Origin of the sequence: Bradyrhizobium sp. BEA-2-5 (assembly GCF_032918025.1) — a bacterium.
Taxonomy (GTDB): domain Bacteria; phylum Pseudomonadota; class Alphaproteobacteria; order Rhizobiales; family Xanthobacteraceae; genus Bradyrhizobium; species Bradyrhizobium pachyrhizi.
The window spans coordinates 3,575,881-3,594,189 of the sequence record NZ_CP136629.1 but is presented as its reverse complement, the minus strand read 5'-3'; the positions used below and the strand labels follow the sequence as shown (position 1 = coordinate 3,594,189).

The following is an 18,309-nucleotide window of genomic DNA, read 5'->3' as shown; positions in this document are numbered from 1 at the left end:
CCGGTGTCCACTTCGCCCGAAAACGCTCTTGCGGGCGCGAGGCACGCCGCTGTTGACGGCACCGGCGCGGCCTGTGAAGACGGGGATACGGATCGTCCTCCAACTCACAGATCGCCGCCATGCCCCAACTGCATCCCGCCCGCTCGCTCATTCGCCCGCTGATGCTGTCGTTTGGTCTGGCGCTCGCCGCGCCCGCAGCGCATGCAGCCGACATTCGCGCGCTGGCGCAACAGGAACAGCAGCCGCTGCTCGACACCCTGCGCGACCTCGTGCAGATCGAATCCGGCAGCAAGGACATCGAGGGTCTGAACCAGCTCGCCGAGCGGATCGCCGGCCAGCTCAAGCAGCTCGGCGGCACGGTCGATATCCTGCAGACCACCGATATCTACCGCCTCGACGACACGCCCGAGAAGATCGGTCCCGCCGTGCAGGCCGTCTTCAAGGGCACCGGCAGCGCGAAGATCATGCTGATCGCGCACATGGACACGGTGTATCTCAAGGGCATGCTGAAGGACCAACCCTTCCGCATCGATGGCGACAAGGCCCATGGGCTCGGCATTGCCGACGACAAGCAGGGCGTCGCCACCATCCTCCACGCCGTGGCATTGCTGCAGAAGCTGAACTTCAGGAACTACGGCACGCTCACGGTGCTCATCAATGGCGACGAGGAGATCTCTTCGCCCGGCTGGCGCAGCACCATCACCCGCCTCGCCGCGGAACAGGATGCCGTATTCTCGTTCGAGGGCGGTGGCACCGACGGCACGCTGCGTCTCGCCACCAGCGGCATCGGCTCGGCCTACCTCACGGTGCACGGCAAGTCGTCGCATGCCGGCGCCAGGCCCGAAGGCGGCGTGAATGCGCTCTATGAGCTGTCGCACCAGGTGCTGCAGATGAAGGACCTGTCCAAGCCCGAGCAGGGTCTGAAGCTGAACTGGACAGTGTCCAAGTCCGGCACCAACCGCAACGTGATCCCCGCCGAAGCCACCGCCCAGGCCGATGCGCGCGCGCTCAAGGTGGCGGATTTCGACGAGCTCGAGAAGGCCTTGCAGGACAAGATCAAGAATCGCCTGCTGCCGGACTCCAGGGTGGACGTGAAGTTCGAGGTGCGCCGCCCGCCGCTCGAGACCACCGACGCCTCGCGCCGCGTCGCCGGCCACGGCAAGACGATCTACCAGGAGCTGGGCCTGTCGCTGAACGTCGCCGAGAGGGCCACAGGCGGCGGCACCGACGCGGCGTTTGCCGCCCTCAAGACCAAGGGCGCCGTGGTCGAAGGCATGGGCCTGTCGGGCTTCGGCGCGCACTCCAACGATGCGGAATACGTGCAGATCAACAGCATCGTGCCGCGCCTCTATTTGACCACGCGCATGATCATGGACCTGTCCGACGGCAAGGTGAAGTAGACCGGCAAGGCCGCGGCACGTTCGCGGGCCGGCTCAGGACGCCGCCGGCTCCGCCTTGGCGAGGCGGAAGCGCAGCGTGAACTGGGCGCCGCCGGACGGCAGGTTCTCCACTCTTACCGTCGCATCGTGATCGTCGACGACGCCGCGCACGATCGAGAGTCCCAGTCCCGCGCCGTCGCTGCGCCGGCGGTCGGCGCGCCAGAAGCGCTGGAAGATCAGGCCCTGCTCGGCGGGCGCAATCCCCGGCCCGCAGTCGCGCACCTGCACCGAACCGTTGTCGTGCACCTCGACATCGACCGAAGTCCTCTCGGCGGTGTACTTGATGGCGTTCTCCGCCAGATTGAAGATCGCCCGCTGCAGCATCTCCGCATTGCCCCTGACCTGCACCGGATTGTCGGTGCCGCGCAACGCGATGTCCTTGTGCTGCGCGATCGCGAACGGGGCGATCGAACCGACCACCTCGGCGCAGACCGCGCGCAAATCCGTGGTCTCCCCGGGATCGAGCACCAACGTGTCGAGCTCGGCGATCTCCAGCAACTGGGCAACGAGGCGGCTCATGGCCTCGATGTCGACATGCAGCTCCCTGGTCCCCTTGGCCGCATCGAGCGTCTCGATCCGGGTGCGCAGGATCGCGAGCGGCGTGCGCAGCTGATGCGCGGCATCCGCCGTGAACTGCCGCTGCACGCGAAAGCCGCCCTCGAGGCGATCGAGCGCCTGGTTCACGGCCGTGACCAGCGGCATGATCTCGCGCGGGATCTGCGCCGTCGGCAGGCGGATATCGGTGCGCGCCGGGCCGATATTGCTGGCCTCCTCCGAGGCCCTCCACAGCGGCGCAATCGCGCGGCGGAAGATGATAATGTCGGTGGCGAGCAGGACCAGGAGGATCGGAATGGTGATCCACCCCACCCGCCGGAAGAAGTTCGAGACGATGTCGTCGATGATGACGTCGCGGTGCGCGAGATCCTCGGCAACCTGGATGCGGACCGTCTTGCCGCCGAGCAGCTTGGTGACGCTGGCACCGGAAATCCGGTTGGCGGACACCGGCAGTCGCGGCGCCTCGCGATGTGACGAGAACAGCAGATGACCGTCGGCATCGTAGATGTCGTAGCGGTATCGGCCGTAGGCGTCGGAATAGAGTCCCTTCAGGCTGTCCGGCAGGTTGAGCTGCACCTTGCCTGCGGCATCGACCGAGAGGTTCTGGCCGAGATCGGCGGCTTGGTCGCGCATCGCTTCGCGATGCAGCTGATTTATCTCCGAATTCAACAGCCATAACAGCAGCAGCGGCAGGAAGATCGCCGCGACCGCGACCGCCACAATGTGCAGGAACACGATCCGCGACGTCAGCGACTTGAAGCGGAACACGCCTACTTCTCCTCCGTCATGAGATAGCCGACGCCCCGAATGGTGTGGATCACCACCCTGGCGCCGTGTTCAGCCAGCTGCTTGCGCAGCCGCGAGACGTAGACTTCCACCGCGTTGGAGGCGACCTCGCCTTCGAGCCCGAAGATGTGGTCCTCGACGTTCTTCTTCGGCACCACCCGCCCCTGCCGGCGAAGCAGGATCTCGAGCACCGAGCTCTCGCGCGCGGAGAACACGTGCGGAGCGCCGTCGACGAACACCTGCTTGCTCTCGGTGTCGTAGACGAGGTTGGCGAGACTGAGCGAGCGGCCGAGCAGCTGGCCGGGCCGGCGCAGGATGGCCTCCAGCCGCGCCACCAGCTCCTCCATCGCAAACGGCTTTGCGAGATAGTCGTCGGCGCCGCTGCGCAGGCCGGTCACGCGGTCCTGCAAGCCGCCGCGGGCTGTCAGCACCAGGACCGGCAGCGGATCGGTCTTGCGGCGAAGCTCCGACAGCACCGACAAGCCATCGCCGTCGGGCAGACCGAGATCGAGGATCATGGCGGCATAGCTGACGCTGCGCAGCGCGTCGCGCGCCTCGGCAACGCTGTTGACGACATCGGACTCGTATCCCGCCGCCATCAGCCCGCTGGCGAGCAGCCGCGACAGCTCGGCATTGTCCTCGACGATCAGAAGGCGCATCGCAGCAATCCAGTCCTCATTCGATCGATTTTCCGCTTGCTGTCGTCAAAACAAGACGCATGCGAAGGTGACGTCTCGATGGCGACACAAGCGCATGTTGCTCCAGCTAGTGTTACTGCCCTGAAAACAGATACCGCCTACCCGCTGAATCAAAATCTACGCCAGGCGCCTTTGATTGCGCCCGTGTAAGGCTGACGTCAGCTAGCCATGATAACATAACGGATTGCACGTTCGCGCCCGGAGATCGAGAACTGGCAGCTGCCGCCACGGCCAGCGATGGACGGTCATGCGTCTTCGCAAGTCGCGCCGCGGCCGTGATCGCGGCATGGAAAAGCCCCGGCGCTTTCGCTCCGAGGCTGATTCCTGTCCAACGTACAGCAATCACGCCTGCGAATGGCGCGCCATGAAGATGTCGTAGCCGACCTCGGCGACCTGGAACCATTGATAGCCGTTGTTGGAGAACGAGGTCAGCGAGTCATAGACCTTCTTGAAGTTGGCATTGGTCGCCGAAACCTCGGCATGCAGCTCCTTGGCGGCCTTGAAGGAAGCTTCCATCACCGCAGGCGGGAACGGACGCAGCTTGGTGCCGCCCGCGAGCAGCTTCTTCAGCGCCAGCGGATTGGCATTGTCATAGCGTGCCATCATGTAGTTGTTGGCGTAGTGGCCGGCCTGCTCCAGCACGCTCTGGTAATATTTCGGCAGCGCGTTCCACTTGTCGAGGTTGACGAAGGCCATCAGCATCGGTCCGCCTTCCCACCAGCCGGGGAAGTAGTAGTGCGGCGCGACCTTGTAGAAGCCGAGCTTCTCGTCGTCATAGGGACCGACCCACTCGGCCGCATCGATGGTGCCCTTCTCCAGCGCCGGATAGATATCGCCGCCGGCGAGTTGCTGCGGCACGACGCCGAGCTTCTGCATCACCTTGCCGGCGAAGCCGCCGACGCGGAATTTCAGGCCCTTGAGATCGTCGACGGTCTTGATCTCCTTGCGAAACCAGCCACCCATCTGGCAGCCGGTGTTGCCCGCGAGCAGCGAGACGACGTTGTAGCTCTTGTAGAACTCGTTGAGCACGTCGCGGCCGCCGCCCAGCATGTACCAGGCCTGGTTGATGCGCATGTTGGGACCGAACGGCACGGCCGAGCCGAAGGTGAAGGTCGGGTCCTTGCCGAAATAATAGTAGGACGCCGTGTGGCCGATTTCGCAGGTGCCGTTCTGCACGGCGTCGAGCACCTGGAGGCCCGGCACGATCTCGCCGGCCGCGAAGGTCTGGATCTGGAATTTGTTGTCGGTGGCCTCCGCGACCATCTTGCACATCATCTCGGCGCCGCCAAACAGCGTGTCGAGCGATTTCGGCCAGCTCGTCGGCATGCGCCATTTGATTTCCGGCATCGACTGCGCGATCGCGGGAGCCGCGAGCGTGGCGGCGCCGGCCGCACCAAGTCCTGTGACCTTGATGAAGTCTCTTCTCTTCATGTGAATCCTGCCCTGTTCGATTGTGTTGTCCGAGCGTCGACTGCTTTCGATCGTCGCGCCGCTTTTCTTTTTGCCGTCATGACCGGTGACCGATCACACGCCGCCTTCGTGCCGAGGCTTCGGATGCGAGCATGGAACATCCCCTTCACGAATGCCAGACGCAAAAAACCCGGCCTCCTTGCGGAGGCCGGGCAATGCGTTCGCGTCGCGCGAACGCTCGTCCAAAAGGCTAGATGCAGATCAGCCGCGCGTGCGCGAGCGGATCATGAAGCTGTCGTAGGTATATTCAGCGACCTGCCACCACAGATATTCGTCGGAGCGGTAGGCCTGCATGGCGTCGATCGACTTCTTGAAGTCGGCGTTCTTCGCCGAAATCTCGGCCCACAGTTCGTTGGTCGACTTGAGGCAGGCTTCCAGCACTTCGTTGGTGAACGGGCGAAGCTGGGTGCCGCCGGCGACCAGCCGCTTCAGCGCGGCCGGGTTCTGCATGTCGTAACGCGCAGCCATCCAGGTGTTGGCGTTGGCCGTCGCGTTGGTGAGGATCGCCTGGTAGCTCTTCGGCAGCGCATTGAACTTTTCCAGGTTGGCGAAGGCATGGACGGTCGGACCGCCCTCCCAGAAGCCCGGATAGTAGTAGTACTTGGCGACCTTGGCGAAGCCGAGCTTCTCGTCATCGTAGGGGCCGACCCATTCGGCCGCGTCGATGGTGCCCTTCTCCAGCGCCGGATAGATGTCGCCGCCGGCGAGCTGCTGCGGCACCACGCCGACCTTCTGGAGCACCTGGCCGGCGATGCCGCCGATGCGCATCTTGAGGCCGGACAGATCGGCAACGGTCTTGATCTCCTTGCGGAACCAGCCGCCCATCTGGGTGCCGGTGTTGCCGCAGGGGAAGCCGATCACGTTCGACTTCTTGAAGAACTCGTTGGCGAGCTCGTTGCCGCCGCCCTGATAGAGCCAGGAATTCTGCTGGCGCGCATTGAGGCCGAACGGCACCGAGGCGAAGATCGCAAACGTCGGGTCCTTGCCGACGTAATAGTAGGAGACGGTGTGGCACATGTCGACCGTGCCATTCGAGGTCGCATCGAGCGCCTGTAGGCCGGGCACGATTTCGCCGGCGGCGAACACCTGGATCTGGAACTTGTTGTCAGTCATCTCGGCGACGTACTTCGCCACCTGCTCGGCGCCGCCATAGATGGTGTCGAGCGACTTCGGGAAGCTCGAAGTCAGGCGCCACTTCACCTCGGGCGAGGACTGCGCGATCGCCGGCGAGGCCACTGCGGTCGCCGCCGCGCCTGCTGCCGACACTTTCAGAAAATCACGACGCTTCATCTTAAGACTTCTCCTTCAGGGGCGTTTCCCAGTGACCGCAAGCAGCTCTCCGGCAGGCGCGTGAAGGCTTGCCGAGGCGCTCTGGTCGGCCCTTTAACACGGAAGGTGGCTTCACGGAAACGCGACAATGGCATGACCGCGCCAATTAAACGAAAGTCTGATGAGGCTGGAAATCAGCCGGAAAATGCGCCTTCAGGCAGCGACGATGACGCCTGGCAGGTGGCCGCGGAGCTGCCGCCGACCGCGCGGTAAATCGCCGCGTGCGGGCCGTCCGGCCCGCTCTCAACCGCCGGGGGTTACCGGAGCAATCAGCGCCGCGTCGTCTCTCGCGCCTTCTTGGCTTGATCAGCCAAATACCGCCCGCGCCGGATCCAGCTTTGCGCAGTTGTCTTGCTGACGCCATACGTCTTGGCGATCACCTCGGCAGCCTCGCCGATCGAGTCGGATTTCTTGGCCATGTTGAACGCAAGCCGGGAGGCCTCTGCGCGCTTCTCCCGCGTCAGATGTTTGCGGTGCTGTTTGTTTGCTTCGCGTGATGCTGCCATGTCGATGGTCGCCTCACGGCCCCTTCCCGCAGTTTGGCTTCACCCGCGGCCGCCTTCCGCTGATCGAAGGATGGTACGATTCGGCCACTCCTGCATAAACATACAGGCCGGAACCGATTCAGCAATCGTCCAAAGGCACCAACGGCACGGGCCTGTGAAGAAAGCCGCCGCGCTCCCGACGCTTCGCGGCCAATCGGCCCAGCGGGACAGCAGCGCAGGCTCAGGCTGCCGCGATGACGCCTTGCAGCTGCTCGCGGACCTTGCCGCCGATGGCGCGGTAGATCGCCGCATGAGGGCCGTCCGGCTCGCTGTCGACCACGGGATTACCGGCATCCGAAGTGGCACGAATCGCCATGTGCAGGGGGATCTCGCCCAGGAATGGCACCTTGAGCTTTTCGGCCTCGTGCCGCGCCCCGCCATGGCCGAAAATGTCCGACTTGGTCCCGCAATGCGGGCACTGGAAGTAGCTCATATTCTCGACGATGCCGAGGACAGGCACGTTGACCTTCTTGAACATGGCAAGGCCCCGCCGCGCGTCGATCAGGGACAGGTCCTGGGGGGTCGAGACGATCACGGCGCCCTTGAGCGGCACGTTTTGGGCCAGCGTGAGCTGGGCATCGCCGGTGCCCGGTGGCATGTCGACGACCAGCACGTCGAGCTTGCCCCATTCGACGTCGCGCAGCATCTGCGTCACCGCCGACATCACCATGGGACCGCGCCAGATCATCGCGGTCTCTTCCTCGACCAGGAAGCCGATCGACATGATGGCGAGGCCGAAACGCCGAAGTGGAATCATCTTGCGCTCGTCGTTCAGCTCCGGCTTGTCGCGCAGACCGGTCAGGCGCGGCACCGACGGGCCATAGATGTCGGCGTCGAGCAGCCCGACCTTGAGGCCGAGGTCGCGCAGGCCCAGCGCCAGATTGAGCGCGGTGGTCGACTTGCCGACGCCGCCCTTGCCCGAGGCGACGGCGATGACGGCGGAGATGCCGGGGATCTCGGCCTGCCGAGCCATCGGCGATTGCCCGCCGGGCGGATGTGGATGGCGATGGGCGGACGCCGGCGGGACGCCGCCGGCCGGCCGCGGCGCCGGTGCCGCCCCGCCCGCCTTACGCTCGGCGGTCAACGCGATCATCGCGACGCTGACGCCGGGAATGGCGCGCACGGCGTTCTCGGCCTGCGCGCGCACGCTCTCCCAGGCGCGGGCCTCGGCGGCATCGACATTGATCGAGAAGAACACCTTGCCGTCGGTGACCGTGATCGCCGACAGCACATTGGCGTTGGTCAAGGCCGTGCCGCGTGGCGACATCACCTTGGCAAGGCAATCGAGAACCTGTTGCTGCGTCACGCTCACCGCGCATCTCCTGGAAAGTTCAAGAGACCGACCCATAGAGCGTTGCAGCGCAAAAGGCTACCTCGCTCCGACGTCGTCCCGCCGCTCGGCCGGCGCGGCCGAGCCGCCTTCCGTGGCGGCCTCGTAATTCAGCTCGATCATGACGCCGTTGGGGTCGTGGACGAAGATCTGCCAGAGATCGCCGCCGGGCACCTCGCGGGCCTCGAACTTCATCCCCTTGGACTGAAGCCGCTGCCGCATCCCATCGAAGCCCTGGCTGGCAAAGGCGACGTGATGGACGACGCCCGAGTCGGGCTTTTGTGCCTCGTCGGTCGCCGAAATATCGACCAGATGCACGACCGCCTTGCCTTCGCTGTACATCCACGCACCGGGGAACGCGAAGTTCGGCCGCGCGCCCTTTTCCAGGCCCAGAATGTCCTCATAGAACCGCACCGTGGCGGAGAGATTCCGGGTCCGGATATTGAAATGATCGAGCACACCGACGCTCATGCCCATGCGATACACTCCCTTTTTTGTGAAGTTCGTTGGTGGGCCAATCCTAGCACAAAACCGCCTTCTGCCATCCCACCAAGGCCGTTGCCCTCCGCTGCACAGGGGGTATGGTGCGGCTCCTTCCATGGACGGAATGCCCCGCCCGCCGCGAATTTGCCGGCAGGCGAAGGGCGATCACCACGGCAAATCACAAGGTACCACAGATGGCTAAAGTCGCTTTCCTCGGTCTCGGCGTGATGGGCTTCCCCATGGCCGGACACCTCGTGAAAAAAGGGGGCCATGAGGTCACCGTCTACAACCGCACCGCGGCCAAGGCGAAGGAATGGGCGGACAAGTTCGGCGGCAAGACCGCAGCGACCCCGAAGGCCGCCGCCGAAGGCCAGGATTTCGTGATGTGCTGCGTCGGCAACGACAACGATCTGCGCGCGGTCACGATCGGCCCCGACGGCGCGTTCGCCGGAATGAAGAAAGGGGCGACCTTCGTCGACCACACCACCGCCTCCGCCGAGGTCGCGCGTGAGCTGGACGCAGCCGCCACCAAGGCTGGCTTCAAATTCGTCGACGCCCCGGTCTCCGGCGGCCAGGCTGGCGCCGAGAACGGCGTGCTGACGGTGATGTGCGGCGGCGCGCAGGACGCGTATTCGGGCGCCGAGCCGATCATCACAGGCGCCTATGCGCGGATGTGCAAACTGCTCGGGCCCGCCGGAAGCGGCCAGCTGACGAAGATGGTCAACCAGATCTGCATCGCCGGTCTGGTGCAGGGTCTCTCCGAGGGTATCCACTTCGCCAAAAAGAGCGGCCTCGACGTCGCCGCAGTGATCGAGACCATCTCGAAAGGGGCCGCGCAGTCCTGGCAGATGGAAAATCGCTACAAGACCATGAACGAGGACAAGTACGATTTCGGCTTCGCGGTCGAATGGATGCGCAAGGACCTCTCGATCGCGATCGCTGAAGCCCGCCGCAACGGCGCCAACCTGCCTGTCACCGCGCTGGTCGATCAGTTCTATTCCGAGGTCGAGAAGATGGGCGGCAAGCGCTGGGATACGTCGAGCCTGCTGGCCCGTCTGCAGCGGTAACACTTCCCACCATCTCGTCATGCCCGGGCTTGTCCCGGGCATCCACGTCTTTGGATCCAACGAGAAGCAAGACGTAAATGGCCGGGACAAGCCCGGCCATGAGAACATGGCATTGTCAGACCCGGCGTGCGCATGTGCACCCGCCCTCGCACAACAGCGGGACCCCCGCGCAAAAGTTAATTTAACTTCCCGTTTACGCTTTTCCTTAGCTCTTTAAGGCAACGCTTAATGATTTAGCGTCACAGATAGACAATGCAAAAAGCCCGCGCGGTTCGTGGGCAGGATTTGTGTTGTTGATGAGTAATCCCGCAGAAAAGCCTGAAGTTGTAGCGCTTCCGGCAGGACCTCAGGTGACGGTGCCGGTGAACAGCCGGCGCGTCGCCGCGCAGCGGGTGCGCGAGGCGCGGGACAAGTTAACGTCGACCAGTGGAACCCGGCCGGCTTTCGACGCCGAGATGCTGCGGCAATACGCCCAGACGCGGCTGTCCGCCTCCTATGTCGTGATGCTGCTGGTGGTAGCCACCGGCGTGCTGTTCGGCCTCTGGATGAAGCCGATCGTGGCCGGCGCCTGGACGGTCGGCATCCTCTGCGTCCATCTCGCCATCATCCGCAGCTGTTCCCGCTTCCTCGCCGAACCGACCTCCGTCGCGGTCACCCGCAAATGGCGGACCCGCTTCGTGCTGCTCGACTTGCTCTACGGCCTGTGCTGGACCGCGATCCTGATCCACCCCGCCGGGCGCGACCTCGCCTCCAAAACGCTGATGATGTTCCTGATGCTGCTGGTGATCGCAGTATCGAGCATGCTCGCCGCCAACCTGCCGATCGCAGCCCTTGCCGCGACCGTTCCGGTGACGGTCGGGATCGCGCTCGACCTCGTGCTCAACGGCGCGTTCGACAATTACGTGCTGGCACTGCTCGCACTTGCAGCCGAAGGCTATTTTGCCCTGCTCGCGCACCGCCTGCATTCGACCACGCTGGCGACGCTGGAAGCGCGCGCAGAGAAGGACGCGCTGATCGGCGAGCTGGAACAGGCCAAGGCGATCTCGGACGAAGCGCGCCACCGTGCCGAAGCCGCCAACGTCGCCAAGTCGCGCTTCCTCGCCCAGATGAGCCACGAGCTGCGCACGCCGCTGAATGCCATCCTCGGCTTCTCCGAGGTGATGAAGAGCGAGATCTTCGGCGCGCACGCGGTGCCGGTCTACAAGGAATATTCCGCCGACATCCATAATTCCGGCGTGCACCTGCTCAACCTCATCAACGAGATCCTCGATCTGTCGCGGATCGAAGCCGGCCGCTACGAACTCAACGAGGAAGCGGTGTCGCTGGTCGGCATCGTCGCCGACTGCCATCATTTGATGAAGCTGCGTGCCTCGAGCCGCGGCATCACCATCCACGAAGTGTTCGAGCAGGCCATGCCGCGGCTCTGGGCCGACGAGCGTGCAATCCGACAGGTCGTGCTCAATCTGCTCTCCAACTCGATCAAGTTCACCCCGCAGGGCGGCGAGATCTGGCTCAAGGCGGGATGGACCGCCTCTGGCGGACAATATCTGAGCGTCAAGGATACTGGAAGCGGCATCGCCGAGGACGAGATCCCGGTCGTGCTGGCCTCGTTCGGCCAGGGCTCCAATTCGATCAAGTCGGCTGAACAGGGCGCCGGCCTCGGCCTGCCGATCGCCAAGAATCTGATCGACCTGCATGGCGGCACGTTCACGCTGAAATCGAAGCTGCGCATCGGCACCGAGGTGATCGTCACCTTCCCGCCGGAGCGTGTGATGAGTGCGCTGGCGCCGATGACTGAAGAAGCGCCGCCGATGCAGCCGCCGGAGCCCGTCGAGCCCGCGATGGGCGCCGACCGGAAACGCGTGCGCCGCAAGTCGATCATGAGTGCCGGCACCGGATTGTAGAGCATGTCGCGGAAGATCGTGACGCGGTTATCGCTAGAGCCCTTTCCGTTCCGATGGATTCGGAACGGGGCTCTAGATTTTGGTTCTGACGCGTTTTCTTCACGCGAACTGATATCCACTTCGCTCGAAAACGCTTCGGCAATAAACCCAAGGCGTTCGCGCCAGGACCATGCTCGCGACAAAAAGCCGTGGCGTGATGCAGCATCCCACACCAGCCGGCTTGCACTGGCCGCCGAAACCGTTCAACACTTGAACAATGAGCTCAGAGACGCCGTGTATCGCAGTCTGCATGATGGACCCCAGGACGAAGCTCTGCTTCGGCTGTGGCCGCACGCTCCCGGAGATCGCGCGCTGGCACAAGATGGACCGCGCGGAGCGGCTGTCGGTGATGGCGACGCTGCCGGCGCGCATGGCCGAGGCTGGGCTCGAGCGCATGGAGCCGCGTCCGAAGCGCGCGTGATCGGCGCTGCGGCGGGAGTTGCGCCGTGACCCGTATCCTCCTCGTCATCGTGCTGCTGATGGCAACCGCCGGCGCCGTTGTTGCCTACGGCGACCCCGAGCAGATCGCCCGCGCCAGGGAGAATCTGACCCAGATCTTCGGCCGCAGCATCACCGCCTCAGCCTCGACCTCCAGCTCCGCCCCCGCGGTTCAGATCCCGCGCGGCCAGGGCGGCGAATTCACGCTGCGTGCGAAGATCAATGGCGTCACCGCACCGATGGTGATCGATACCGGCGCGACATCGGTGGTGCTGACCTGGGAAACCGCGAAAGCAATCGGGCTGCCGCTCGAGATGCTCGAATATGACGTCGACCTGGAGACCGCGGGCGGCCACACCAAGGCGGCCCGGCTCACGCTCGACCGTCTCGCCGTCGGCCATCTCGTGGAGAAGTCGGTGCCGGCGCTGGTGGTGCAGCGCGGGCAGATGAAGACCAACCTGCTCGGCATGAGCTTCCTCGACCGGCTCGAGAGCTGGGGCGTTCGCGCCGACACACTGAGCCTGACCGGCTACCCCGACGTCACCGGCAGCATCAGCACCTCAAGCCGCCACCGGCGCGCGCGCACGGCCGTCGACTAGCGCGACGGCGCCTGCCCCACCGCTATCGATCGTCGTCGTGGATCGACGACGGGTGCCGGCACAGCGGCGTGACCTCGATCTCCATGAACGGAAACAGCGGCAGGCTGGACAGGATGTCGTGCAATTCCTGCGCGCCGGACACGTCGAAGATGCTGACATTGGCGTAGCGCCCCGCCACCCGCCACAGATGGCGCCAGGCCCCCGTACGCTGCAGCTCCATGGCGCGGACGCGTTCCGCAGCCTTCAGCGCGTCGACCTTCTCGACCGGGAGATCGTGCGGAATCCGCACATCCATTTCGACGTGGAACAGCATGACAAGTGAACTCCTTCTACGACAAGATGGAACGGCGTGGAGCCGCCACGCAACTGTGGCGGCTCCATTGATCCGTCTAACAGATCGTCAGCCCTGCACCAAACCGCGGCTGACGAGGTTGATGTCGTCGGGGTTGACGAGGTCCTTCGCCGTCCAACCGGAGACGTCGTAGTCGCTCATGCAATTGCGGACGAAATCCTGCATGGCGCCGAGGTCGCCGGTGGCGCTCGCGGCCATCAGCGTCTCGACGCGCAGGTTCTCGTAATTGCCCGCATAGTTGCGCTCGTAGAGCTCATGCCGGCCGCCGAACTCGGAGCCGACCGCGTCCCAGAGCAGCTTCAGCAGCTTGATCCGGTCGATCGCGGCATAGCCGTTGGAGCCGCGCACGAAGCGGTCGAGATACGGCCGGATGGCCTCGCTCTCCAGATCGGCCGAGCTCGACGGCAGATAGATCAGGCCGCTCGCCACATGACGCTCGATCAATTCCTTGATCCGCGGATAGGCCATCGGCGCGAACACGCGATAGGCCAGCCCGTAGTTCAGGTTGGGCAGGTTGTAGCCATCGGTTCCCTGCCAGGCGATCGGCGACTTCACCATCGCGTCGGCAATGCCGTGGAATAGATTGCGCCAGGCAATCACCTCGCCCACCGCCGTCTGCACGCCGCGGAAGTCCTTTGACCCGGTCGCCTCGACCGCCATCGAGAACAGGCCGGCGATGAAGTCGAGCTTGATGGCAAGCCGCGTCACACCGTGCAGCGTAAACCGCGGGATGAAGCCCGAGGCCGGGAAGAACTGGTTGATCTTGTCGACGTCGCCATAGATGAAGACATTCTCCCAAGGCACCAGCACCTTGTCGAACACGAGGATCGAGTCGTTCTCGTCGAAGCGGCTGGACAGCGGATAGTCGAACGGCGAGCCGGTCGCCGCCGCGGTGAATTCGTAGGACGAGCGGGCAATCAGCTTGATGCCCTTGGCATCCATCGGCGCCGTGAAGATCAGCGCAAACGACTTGTCCTTGATCGGAATGCCGTAGTGGGCGATGAAATTGTAGTGCGTCAGCGCCGAGCCGGTCGCCACCACCTTCGCGCCCGACACGATCAGGCCGGCGTCGGTCTCCTTTTCGACATGCATGAAGACGTCGCGCACCTCCTCGATGGCGCGGTCGCGATCGATCGGCGGATTGACGATGGCGTGATTCCAGAAGTCCAGACGCTCCTGGGTCCGGGCGTACCACTTTTTCGCATTGCCGGCGTAATCGCCATAGAAGCTTGAATTCGCTCCCAGCGTGCCGAGGAACGACGCCTTGTAGTCCGGCGAGCGGCCCATCCAGCCGAACGCAACCTTCTGCAATTCGGCGATCGCATCGCGGCCCTTGACGAGGTCGTCGGCCGTTTTCGAGCCGAGGAAGAACGGATGGGTCAGCTGTCCCGAGCCGGTGTCGGTCAGGACGCCGATCTGATCCTTCTTCTCATGGAAGCGATCATACCAGCGCGCCACCATCCGCGCTGAATTGCGGAAGGCAGGATGCTGGGTGACGTTCTTGACGCGCTCGCCGTAGATGTAGATTTCCCGGCCGTCCTGGATGCTGTCCAGGAATTCCGCACCGGTATAGACGCTGGTGGTTGACGCTGGCACGTCGGCCCGCAGGGCAGCTGCTGTAGTCATGGGTTTCTCCTCCGCTTGTGTCGTTGGACCGGCGGCGCTTGCCGCACCGGCCCTAAGACCATCTCGTCACGCTCTTGGACGGCGTGACATCGGAGGAAACGCTACGCGCTCACCCGGAGCGGGCGAAAGGTATCACACCATACCGCGCAGACCGGCCCGGCTCGGGCTATGACTCGATAGCACGGACCGGACGGCAAGGATCGTTCGGCCGGCGCAACGCCGCAGCTAATGCAGCACGGCAAGGGAGCGAACCATGGGCAAGGGTTTTGACAGCAGCGCTGTCGCTTTCCATCGCGATGGGGAATTGGCCCTCGACGCCTGTGTCGTGACCATCGGCGCATTTGACGGCGTCCACCGCGGCCATCAGGAACTGCTGCGGCAGACCATCGCGGCAGCGCGGCGCCGCGGCATTGCAGCCGTGGTCTACACCTTTGATCCGCCACCAAAAGTGTATTTCGGCCAGGCCGAGCCGCTGATCTCGCTTCGCGAAAAGCTGGAGCGCATCGCAACATTCGCGCCTGACCACGTCGTCGTCGCCGATTTCAACCAGATCTACGTCCGGCGCACCGCGCTCGATTTCCTCACCGAATTGCAGCTTCTGCGACCACGCGAAGTCATCGTCGGCGAGGATTTCCGCTTCGGGTCCTGCAAGGGCGGCACCGCCCTGCTGCTGCGGCAGCACTTCAACACCCGCATCCTGCCGCCGGTGCGCTGCGGCAATGGCGAGATCGTCTCCAGCAGCCGGATTCGCGCCTTGCGACGATCCGGCCTTGCCGCCGCCGCGGCGACGCTGGAAAACTGGCGAGATATCGTGACCGCGCCACCGGCCAACCGATCCGGTTTGGCCCAACTCGAGGTCGCAAGCCAATGACCGCCATCGATCCGCGAGAGTTGCGCAATGCCTGTGGCCAGTTCGGCACCGGCGTCACCATCATCACGACGCATTGCGAGGGCCGCGATCACGGCATGACGGCCAACGCCTTCATGTCGGTCTCGCTCGATCCGCCGCTGGTCGCGATCTCGATCGCGAAAAGCGCGAAGATGCTGTGCAACATCCAGAAGACCGGCCGCTTTGCGGTCAGCATCCTCGCCGAGGGCATGGAGGATTTCGCCTGGCATTTCGCCGGCAAGCCAAGGCTCGACCTCTGCAACGTCTTCGAGCGCCGCAATGACCTGCCTGTGATCGCCAGCGCGGCGGCATACTTCGTGACTGATCTCGCCGATGAGATCGTCGCCGGAGACCACACGATCTTCCTCGGCCAGGTCCGCGAGATGTCGCTGGAGCCCAGCAAGAAGCCGCTGCTGTTCTTCCGCGGTCGCTTCGGCGGCCTTGCCGACCCGCACCCCGCGCCCGTGACGCTGGAGAATGCCGCTTACGAATTTGTCTGGTGAGGCCAGCAACCGATATTCCCGAAAACGGGGATGCAAGTTTGAGCAAACTGCAAGAAAAGGAGGAAACGACCATGCTGAACGTCAACAAGGACACCATCACCGACCACGTGATCGCCGCGCTCTCGAAGGACATTCCGGATCGCAACCGTCAGATCATGACAAGCCTGATCCGCCACATGCACGACTTCTGCAAGGAGGTCGACCTGACTTTCGCCGAGTGGTTCGCCGCATGCGAATTCCTGCGCCGCGCGGGCGACATCTCGGACGAGAAGCGCAACGAGTTCATCCTGATCGCCGACATCCTCGGCGTCGAGGTGCTGGTCGACATGCTCGATCACCGGGTCACCGACGGCGAGAGCGAGTCGACCGTGCTCGGGCCGTTCTACCGGGAAAACCCGCCGGTGCTGCCCAAGGGCGCCTCCATCATCAAGAAGACCTTCGACAACGCGCAGACCGTCAAGGTCTCAGGGCGCATCAGCGACACGGCGGGGCGACCGATCGAGGGCGTCACGATCGACGTCTGGGAAGACGCGCCGAACGGCCTCTACGACCTGCAGGATCCGGAACAGCCGGCCTACAATCTGCGCGGACGCTTCACGACCGACGCCAACGGCGAATATGCCTTCGTGGCGCTCCGCCCCGAGCCCTACCCGATCCCCTATGACGGCGCCGGCGGCGAGCTGCTGAAATATATGGGCCACCATCCCTGGCGTCCGGGCCACATCCATTTCATGCTTGCGAAGGACGGATATCAATCGCTGATCTCGCAGATCTACGATTCCGAGACCAAGTACCTCGACAACAACTCGGTGTTCGCCGTGAAGCAGAGCCTGATCGGCAAGTTCGCCAAGGCCCCCGCCGGCGCCGACACCGATCTGGTTCTCAACTTCGACTTCAAGCTCAAGAAAGCCGCTGTCGAACGGCTCGTCGCAGCCGAGTAGTACCCGTTACGTCCTGCCAGGCCCATCAGCCTGGCAGGGCTCACTGTGAACTGACCTGCGAGGACATATGAGTCGTGCCGTGATCGAAATCGCCGAACCCGTGGAGCGAGTGCAGGCTCACGCAAAGGACACTGCGATCCGCAGTATCCGCGCCACCATCGTGGAGGCGCCGACCCGCCGCCGGCACAAGCTCTCGAACACCGAGGTCACCCATCAGGGCTACGTGCTGGTGCGCGTCCTGCTCGACAACGGCGTGACGGGCATCGGCGAAGCCTCGACGCTCGGCGGGCCGCGCTGGGCCGAGGAGAGCGTGGAGTCGATCAAGGCCGCGGTCACGAATTATCTGGCGCCGGCGCTGCTTGGACAGCCTGCCCTCGCCTTCGAAGCCAATGCCTTGCGCATGAGCAAGGCCGCCACCCGCAATTTCGCCGCCAAGGGCGCCATCGAGTCCGCCCTGCTCGACGCCGCCGGCAAGACGCTCAGCCTGCCCGCCAGCGCCCTGCTCGGCGGCGCGGTGCGCGAGCGCATGGAGGTGATCTGGGCGCTGGCGTCGGGCGACAGCGGCCAGGAGGTCGAGGAAGCCAGGGAGAAGCTGCGGCGCCGCGAACACCGCCAGTTCAAGATCAAGTTCGGCTTCAACCGGCCGCAGGTCGATCTGAAACGGCTGCAAGCGCTGCGCGCCGGGCTCGGCGACGAGGTGCGCCTGATCGTCGATGTCAACCAGGGCTGGACCGAGGCCGAATGCATCCGCTTCATGCCGGCGCTGGAGGAGCTGGATGTGGCCCTGATCGAACAACCGGTGTCGGCGCTGCAACTGGAAGCGATGGCGCGTGTCGCGGCCCGCACCTCGATTCCGCTGCTGGTGGACGAAGCGGCTTTCACCAAGGAGGAAATCGCGCGCGCGGGCGCGATGGGCTGCGGCAGCGTCTACTCGCTGAAGCTCGTGAAGAGCGGGGGCCTGTTCGAGATGAAGCGCGCCGCTGCGGTCGCGGCCGCCCACGGGCTCGAACTCTATGGCGGCTGCCTGCTGGAGAGCAGCATCGGCGCGGCGGCGCATCTCGCCGCCTTCGCCACCCTGCCGAGGCTCGAATGGGGCACCGAGCATTTCGGTCCGCGAATCCTCGTGGAGGATCTGGTCGTCAACCCGATCAGGTTCGACGAGTTCGAGATCTGCGCTCCTGATGGCCCCGGTCTCGGCGTAGAGGTCGACGAGGACAAGATCCGCGCCGTCGCCCGGAAGGACTAGCCGGATGGCGTCGTTCCCGCGGACAATTGACAATCCACGGACCCACGCCCAGTCTTCGCGTCGGAACCAT

18 protein-coding genes are annotated in these 18,309 nt (G+C 64.4%); 9 read left to right on the top strand and 9 right to left on the bottom strand.

Annotation, left to right across the window (positions count from 1 at the left end):
- Positions 1 to 119 precede the first annotated feature (119 nt).
- Positions 120 to 1,400 (top strand): M20/M25/M40 family metallo-hydrolase, encoded by a 1,281-nt coding sequence (locus tag RX327_RS16585; RefSeq protein WP_028334241.1) that lies wholly within the window; start codon positions 120 to 122, stop codon positions 1,398 to 1,400.
- 33 nt (positions 1,401 to 1,433) lie between these two features.
- On the opposite strand, the gene RX327_RS16580 is transcribed toward RX327_RS16585, so the two are convergent.
- The 7 genes from RX327_RS16580 to RX327_RS16550 all read right to left on the bottom strand — a co-directional run bounded on the left by RX327_RS16580 (position 1,434) and on the right by RX327_RS16550 (position 8,629).
- On the bottom strand, positions 1,434 to 2,762 hold the full coding sequence (locus RX327_RS16580) for a sensor histidine kinase (protein ID WP_317250856.1): 1,329 nt from the start codon (positions 2,760 to 2,762) through the stop codon (positions 1,434 to 1,436).
- Between the two features lie 2 nt (positions 2,763 to 2,764).
- The gene (locus RX327_RS16575; protein ID WP_317250855.1) at positions 2,765 to 3,439 is read right to left on the bottom strand and encodes a response regulator transcription factor; all 675 of its coding nucleotides are present in this window, start codon (positions 3,437 to 3,439) and stop codon (positions 2,765 to 2,767) included.
- A 381-nt stretch (positions 3,440 to 3,820) separates the two neighbouring features.
- A complete protein-coding gene (locus RX327_RS16570) occupies positions 3,821 to 4,909 on the bottom strand; it encodes a TRAP transporter substrate-binding protein (RefSeq protein ID WP_317250854.1) in 1,089 nt (362 codons plus the stop codon).
- 240 nt (positions 4,910 to 5,149) lie between these two features.
- Entirely contained in the window at positions 5,150 to 6,238 is a 1,089-nt protein-coding gene (locus tag RX327_RS16565) for a TRAP transporter substrate-binding protein (RefSeq protein ID WP_239623010.1), read from the bottom strand.
- 308 nt (positions 6,239 to 6,546) lie between these two features.
- Complete coding sequence (locus RX327_RS16560) at positions 6,547 to 6,783, bottom strand: hypothetical protein (protein ID WP_028334236.1); 237 nt, start codon at positions 6,781 to 6,783, stop codon at positions 6,547 to 6,549.
- Between the two features lie 220 nt (positions 6,784 to 7,003).
- The gene (locus tag RX327_RS16555; protein WP_317250853.1) at positions 7,004 to 8,134 is read right to left on the bottom strand and encodes an Mrp/NBP35 family ATP-binding protein; all 1,131 of its coding nucleotides are present in this window, start codon (positions 8,132 to 8,134) and stop codon (positions 7,004 to 7,006) included.
- 57 nt (positions 8,135 to 8,191) lie between these two features.
- Complete coding sequence (locus RX327_RS16550) at positions 8,192 to 8,629, bottom strand: VOC family protein (protein ID WP_317250852.1); 438 nt, start codon at positions 8,627 to 8,629, stop codon at positions 8,192 to 8,194.
- 200 nt (positions 8,630 to 8,829) lie between these two features.
- Between RX327_RS16550 and RX327_RS16545 the strand changes: the two genes are divergently transcribed.
- The 4 genes from RX327_RS16545 (at position 8,830) to RX327_RS16530 (ending at position 12,682) form a co-directional block, all read left to right on the top strand.
- Complete coding sequence (locus tag RX327_RS16545) at positions 8,830 to 9,702, top strand: NAD(P)-dependent oxidoreductase (protein WP_239623007.1); 873 nt, start codon at positions 8,830 to 8,832, stop codon at positions 9,700 to 9,702.
- Positions 9,703 to 9,998: 296 nt separating this feature from the next.
- The gene (locus RX327_RS16540) at positions 9,999 to 11,606 is read left to right on the top strand and encodes a HAMP domain-containing sensor histidine kinase (protein ID WP_317250851.1); all 1,608 of its coding nucleotides are present in this window, start codon (positions 9,999 to 10,001) and stop codon (positions 11,604 to 11,606) included.
- 256 nt (positions 11,607 to 11,862) lie between these two features.
- A complete protein-coding gene (locus RX327_RS16535) occupies positions 11,863 to 12,066 on the top strand; it encodes a DUF1289 domain-containing protein (protein WP_028334232.1) in 204 nt (67 codons plus the stop codon).
- 25 nt (positions 12,067 to 12,091) lie between these two features.
- On the top strand, positions 12,092 to 12,682 hold the full coding sequence (locus RX327_RS16530) for a TIGR02281 family clan AA aspartic protease (RefSeq protein ID WP_317250850.1): 591 nt from the start codon (positions 12,092 to 12,094) through the stop codon (positions 12,680 to 12,682).
- A 22-nt stretch (positions 12,683 to 12,704) separates the two neighbouring features.
- On the opposite strand, the gene catC is transcribed toward RX327_RS16530, so the two are convergent.
- Positions 12,705 to 12,995, bottom strand: a complete 291-nt coding sequence (gene catC / locus RX327_RS16525; RefSeq protein WP_028334230.1) for a muconolactone Delta-isomerase — start codon at positions 12,993 to 12,995, stop codon at positions 12,705 to 12,707.
- 87 nt (positions 12,996 to 13,082) lie between these two features.
- The gene (locus RX327_RS16520; RefSeq protein ID WP_050386165.1) at positions 13,083 to 14,660 is read right to left on the bottom strand and encodes a 4-hydroxyphenylacetate 3-hydroxylase N-terminal domain-containing protein; all 1,578 of its coding nucleotides are present in this window, start codon (positions 14,658 to 14,660) and stop codon (positions 13,083 to 13,085) included.
- A gap of 253 nt (positions 14,661 to 14,913) precedes the next feature.
- Between RX327_RS16520 and RX327_RS16515 the strand changes: the two genes are divergently transcribed.
- From RX327_RS16515 to RX327_RS16500, 4 genes are all read left to right on the top strand, one after another.
- Positions 14,914 to 15,531 (top strand): FAD synthetase, encoded by a 618-nt coding sequence (locus RX327_RS16515; protein WP_244482429.1) that lies wholly within the window; start codon positions 14,914 to 14,916, stop codon positions 15,529 to 15,531.
- Positions 15,528 to 16,052 carry a flavin reductase family protein gene (locus RX327_RS16510; RefSeq protein ID WP_050386166.1) on the top strand — a complete coding sequence of 175 codons (525 nt, stop codon included), beginning with the start codon at positions 15,528 to 15,530 and terminating at the stop codon, positions 16,050 to 16,052. The genes RX327_RS16515 and RX327_RS16510 overlap by 4 nt, the downstream gene beginning before the upstream one ends.
- 71 nt (positions 16,053 to 16,123) lie before the next feature.
- Positions 16,124 to 16,993 carry an intradiol ring-cleavage dioxygenase gene (locus RX327_RS16505; protein WP_317250849.1) on the top strand — a complete coding sequence of 290 codons (870 nt, stop codon included), beginning with the start codon at positions 16,124 to 16,126 and terminating at the stop codon, positions 16,991 to 16,993.
- 109 nt (positions 16,994 to 17,102) lie between these two features.
- The gene (locus RX327_RS16500) at positions 17,103 to 18,239 is read left to right on the top strand and encodes a muconate/chloromuconate family cycloisomerase (protein WP_244482430.1); all 1,137 of its coding nucleotides are present in this window, start codon (positions 17,103 to 17,105) and stop codon (positions 18,237 to 18,239) included.
- The last annotated feature ends 70 nt before the right edge of the window (positions 18,240 to 18,309 follow it).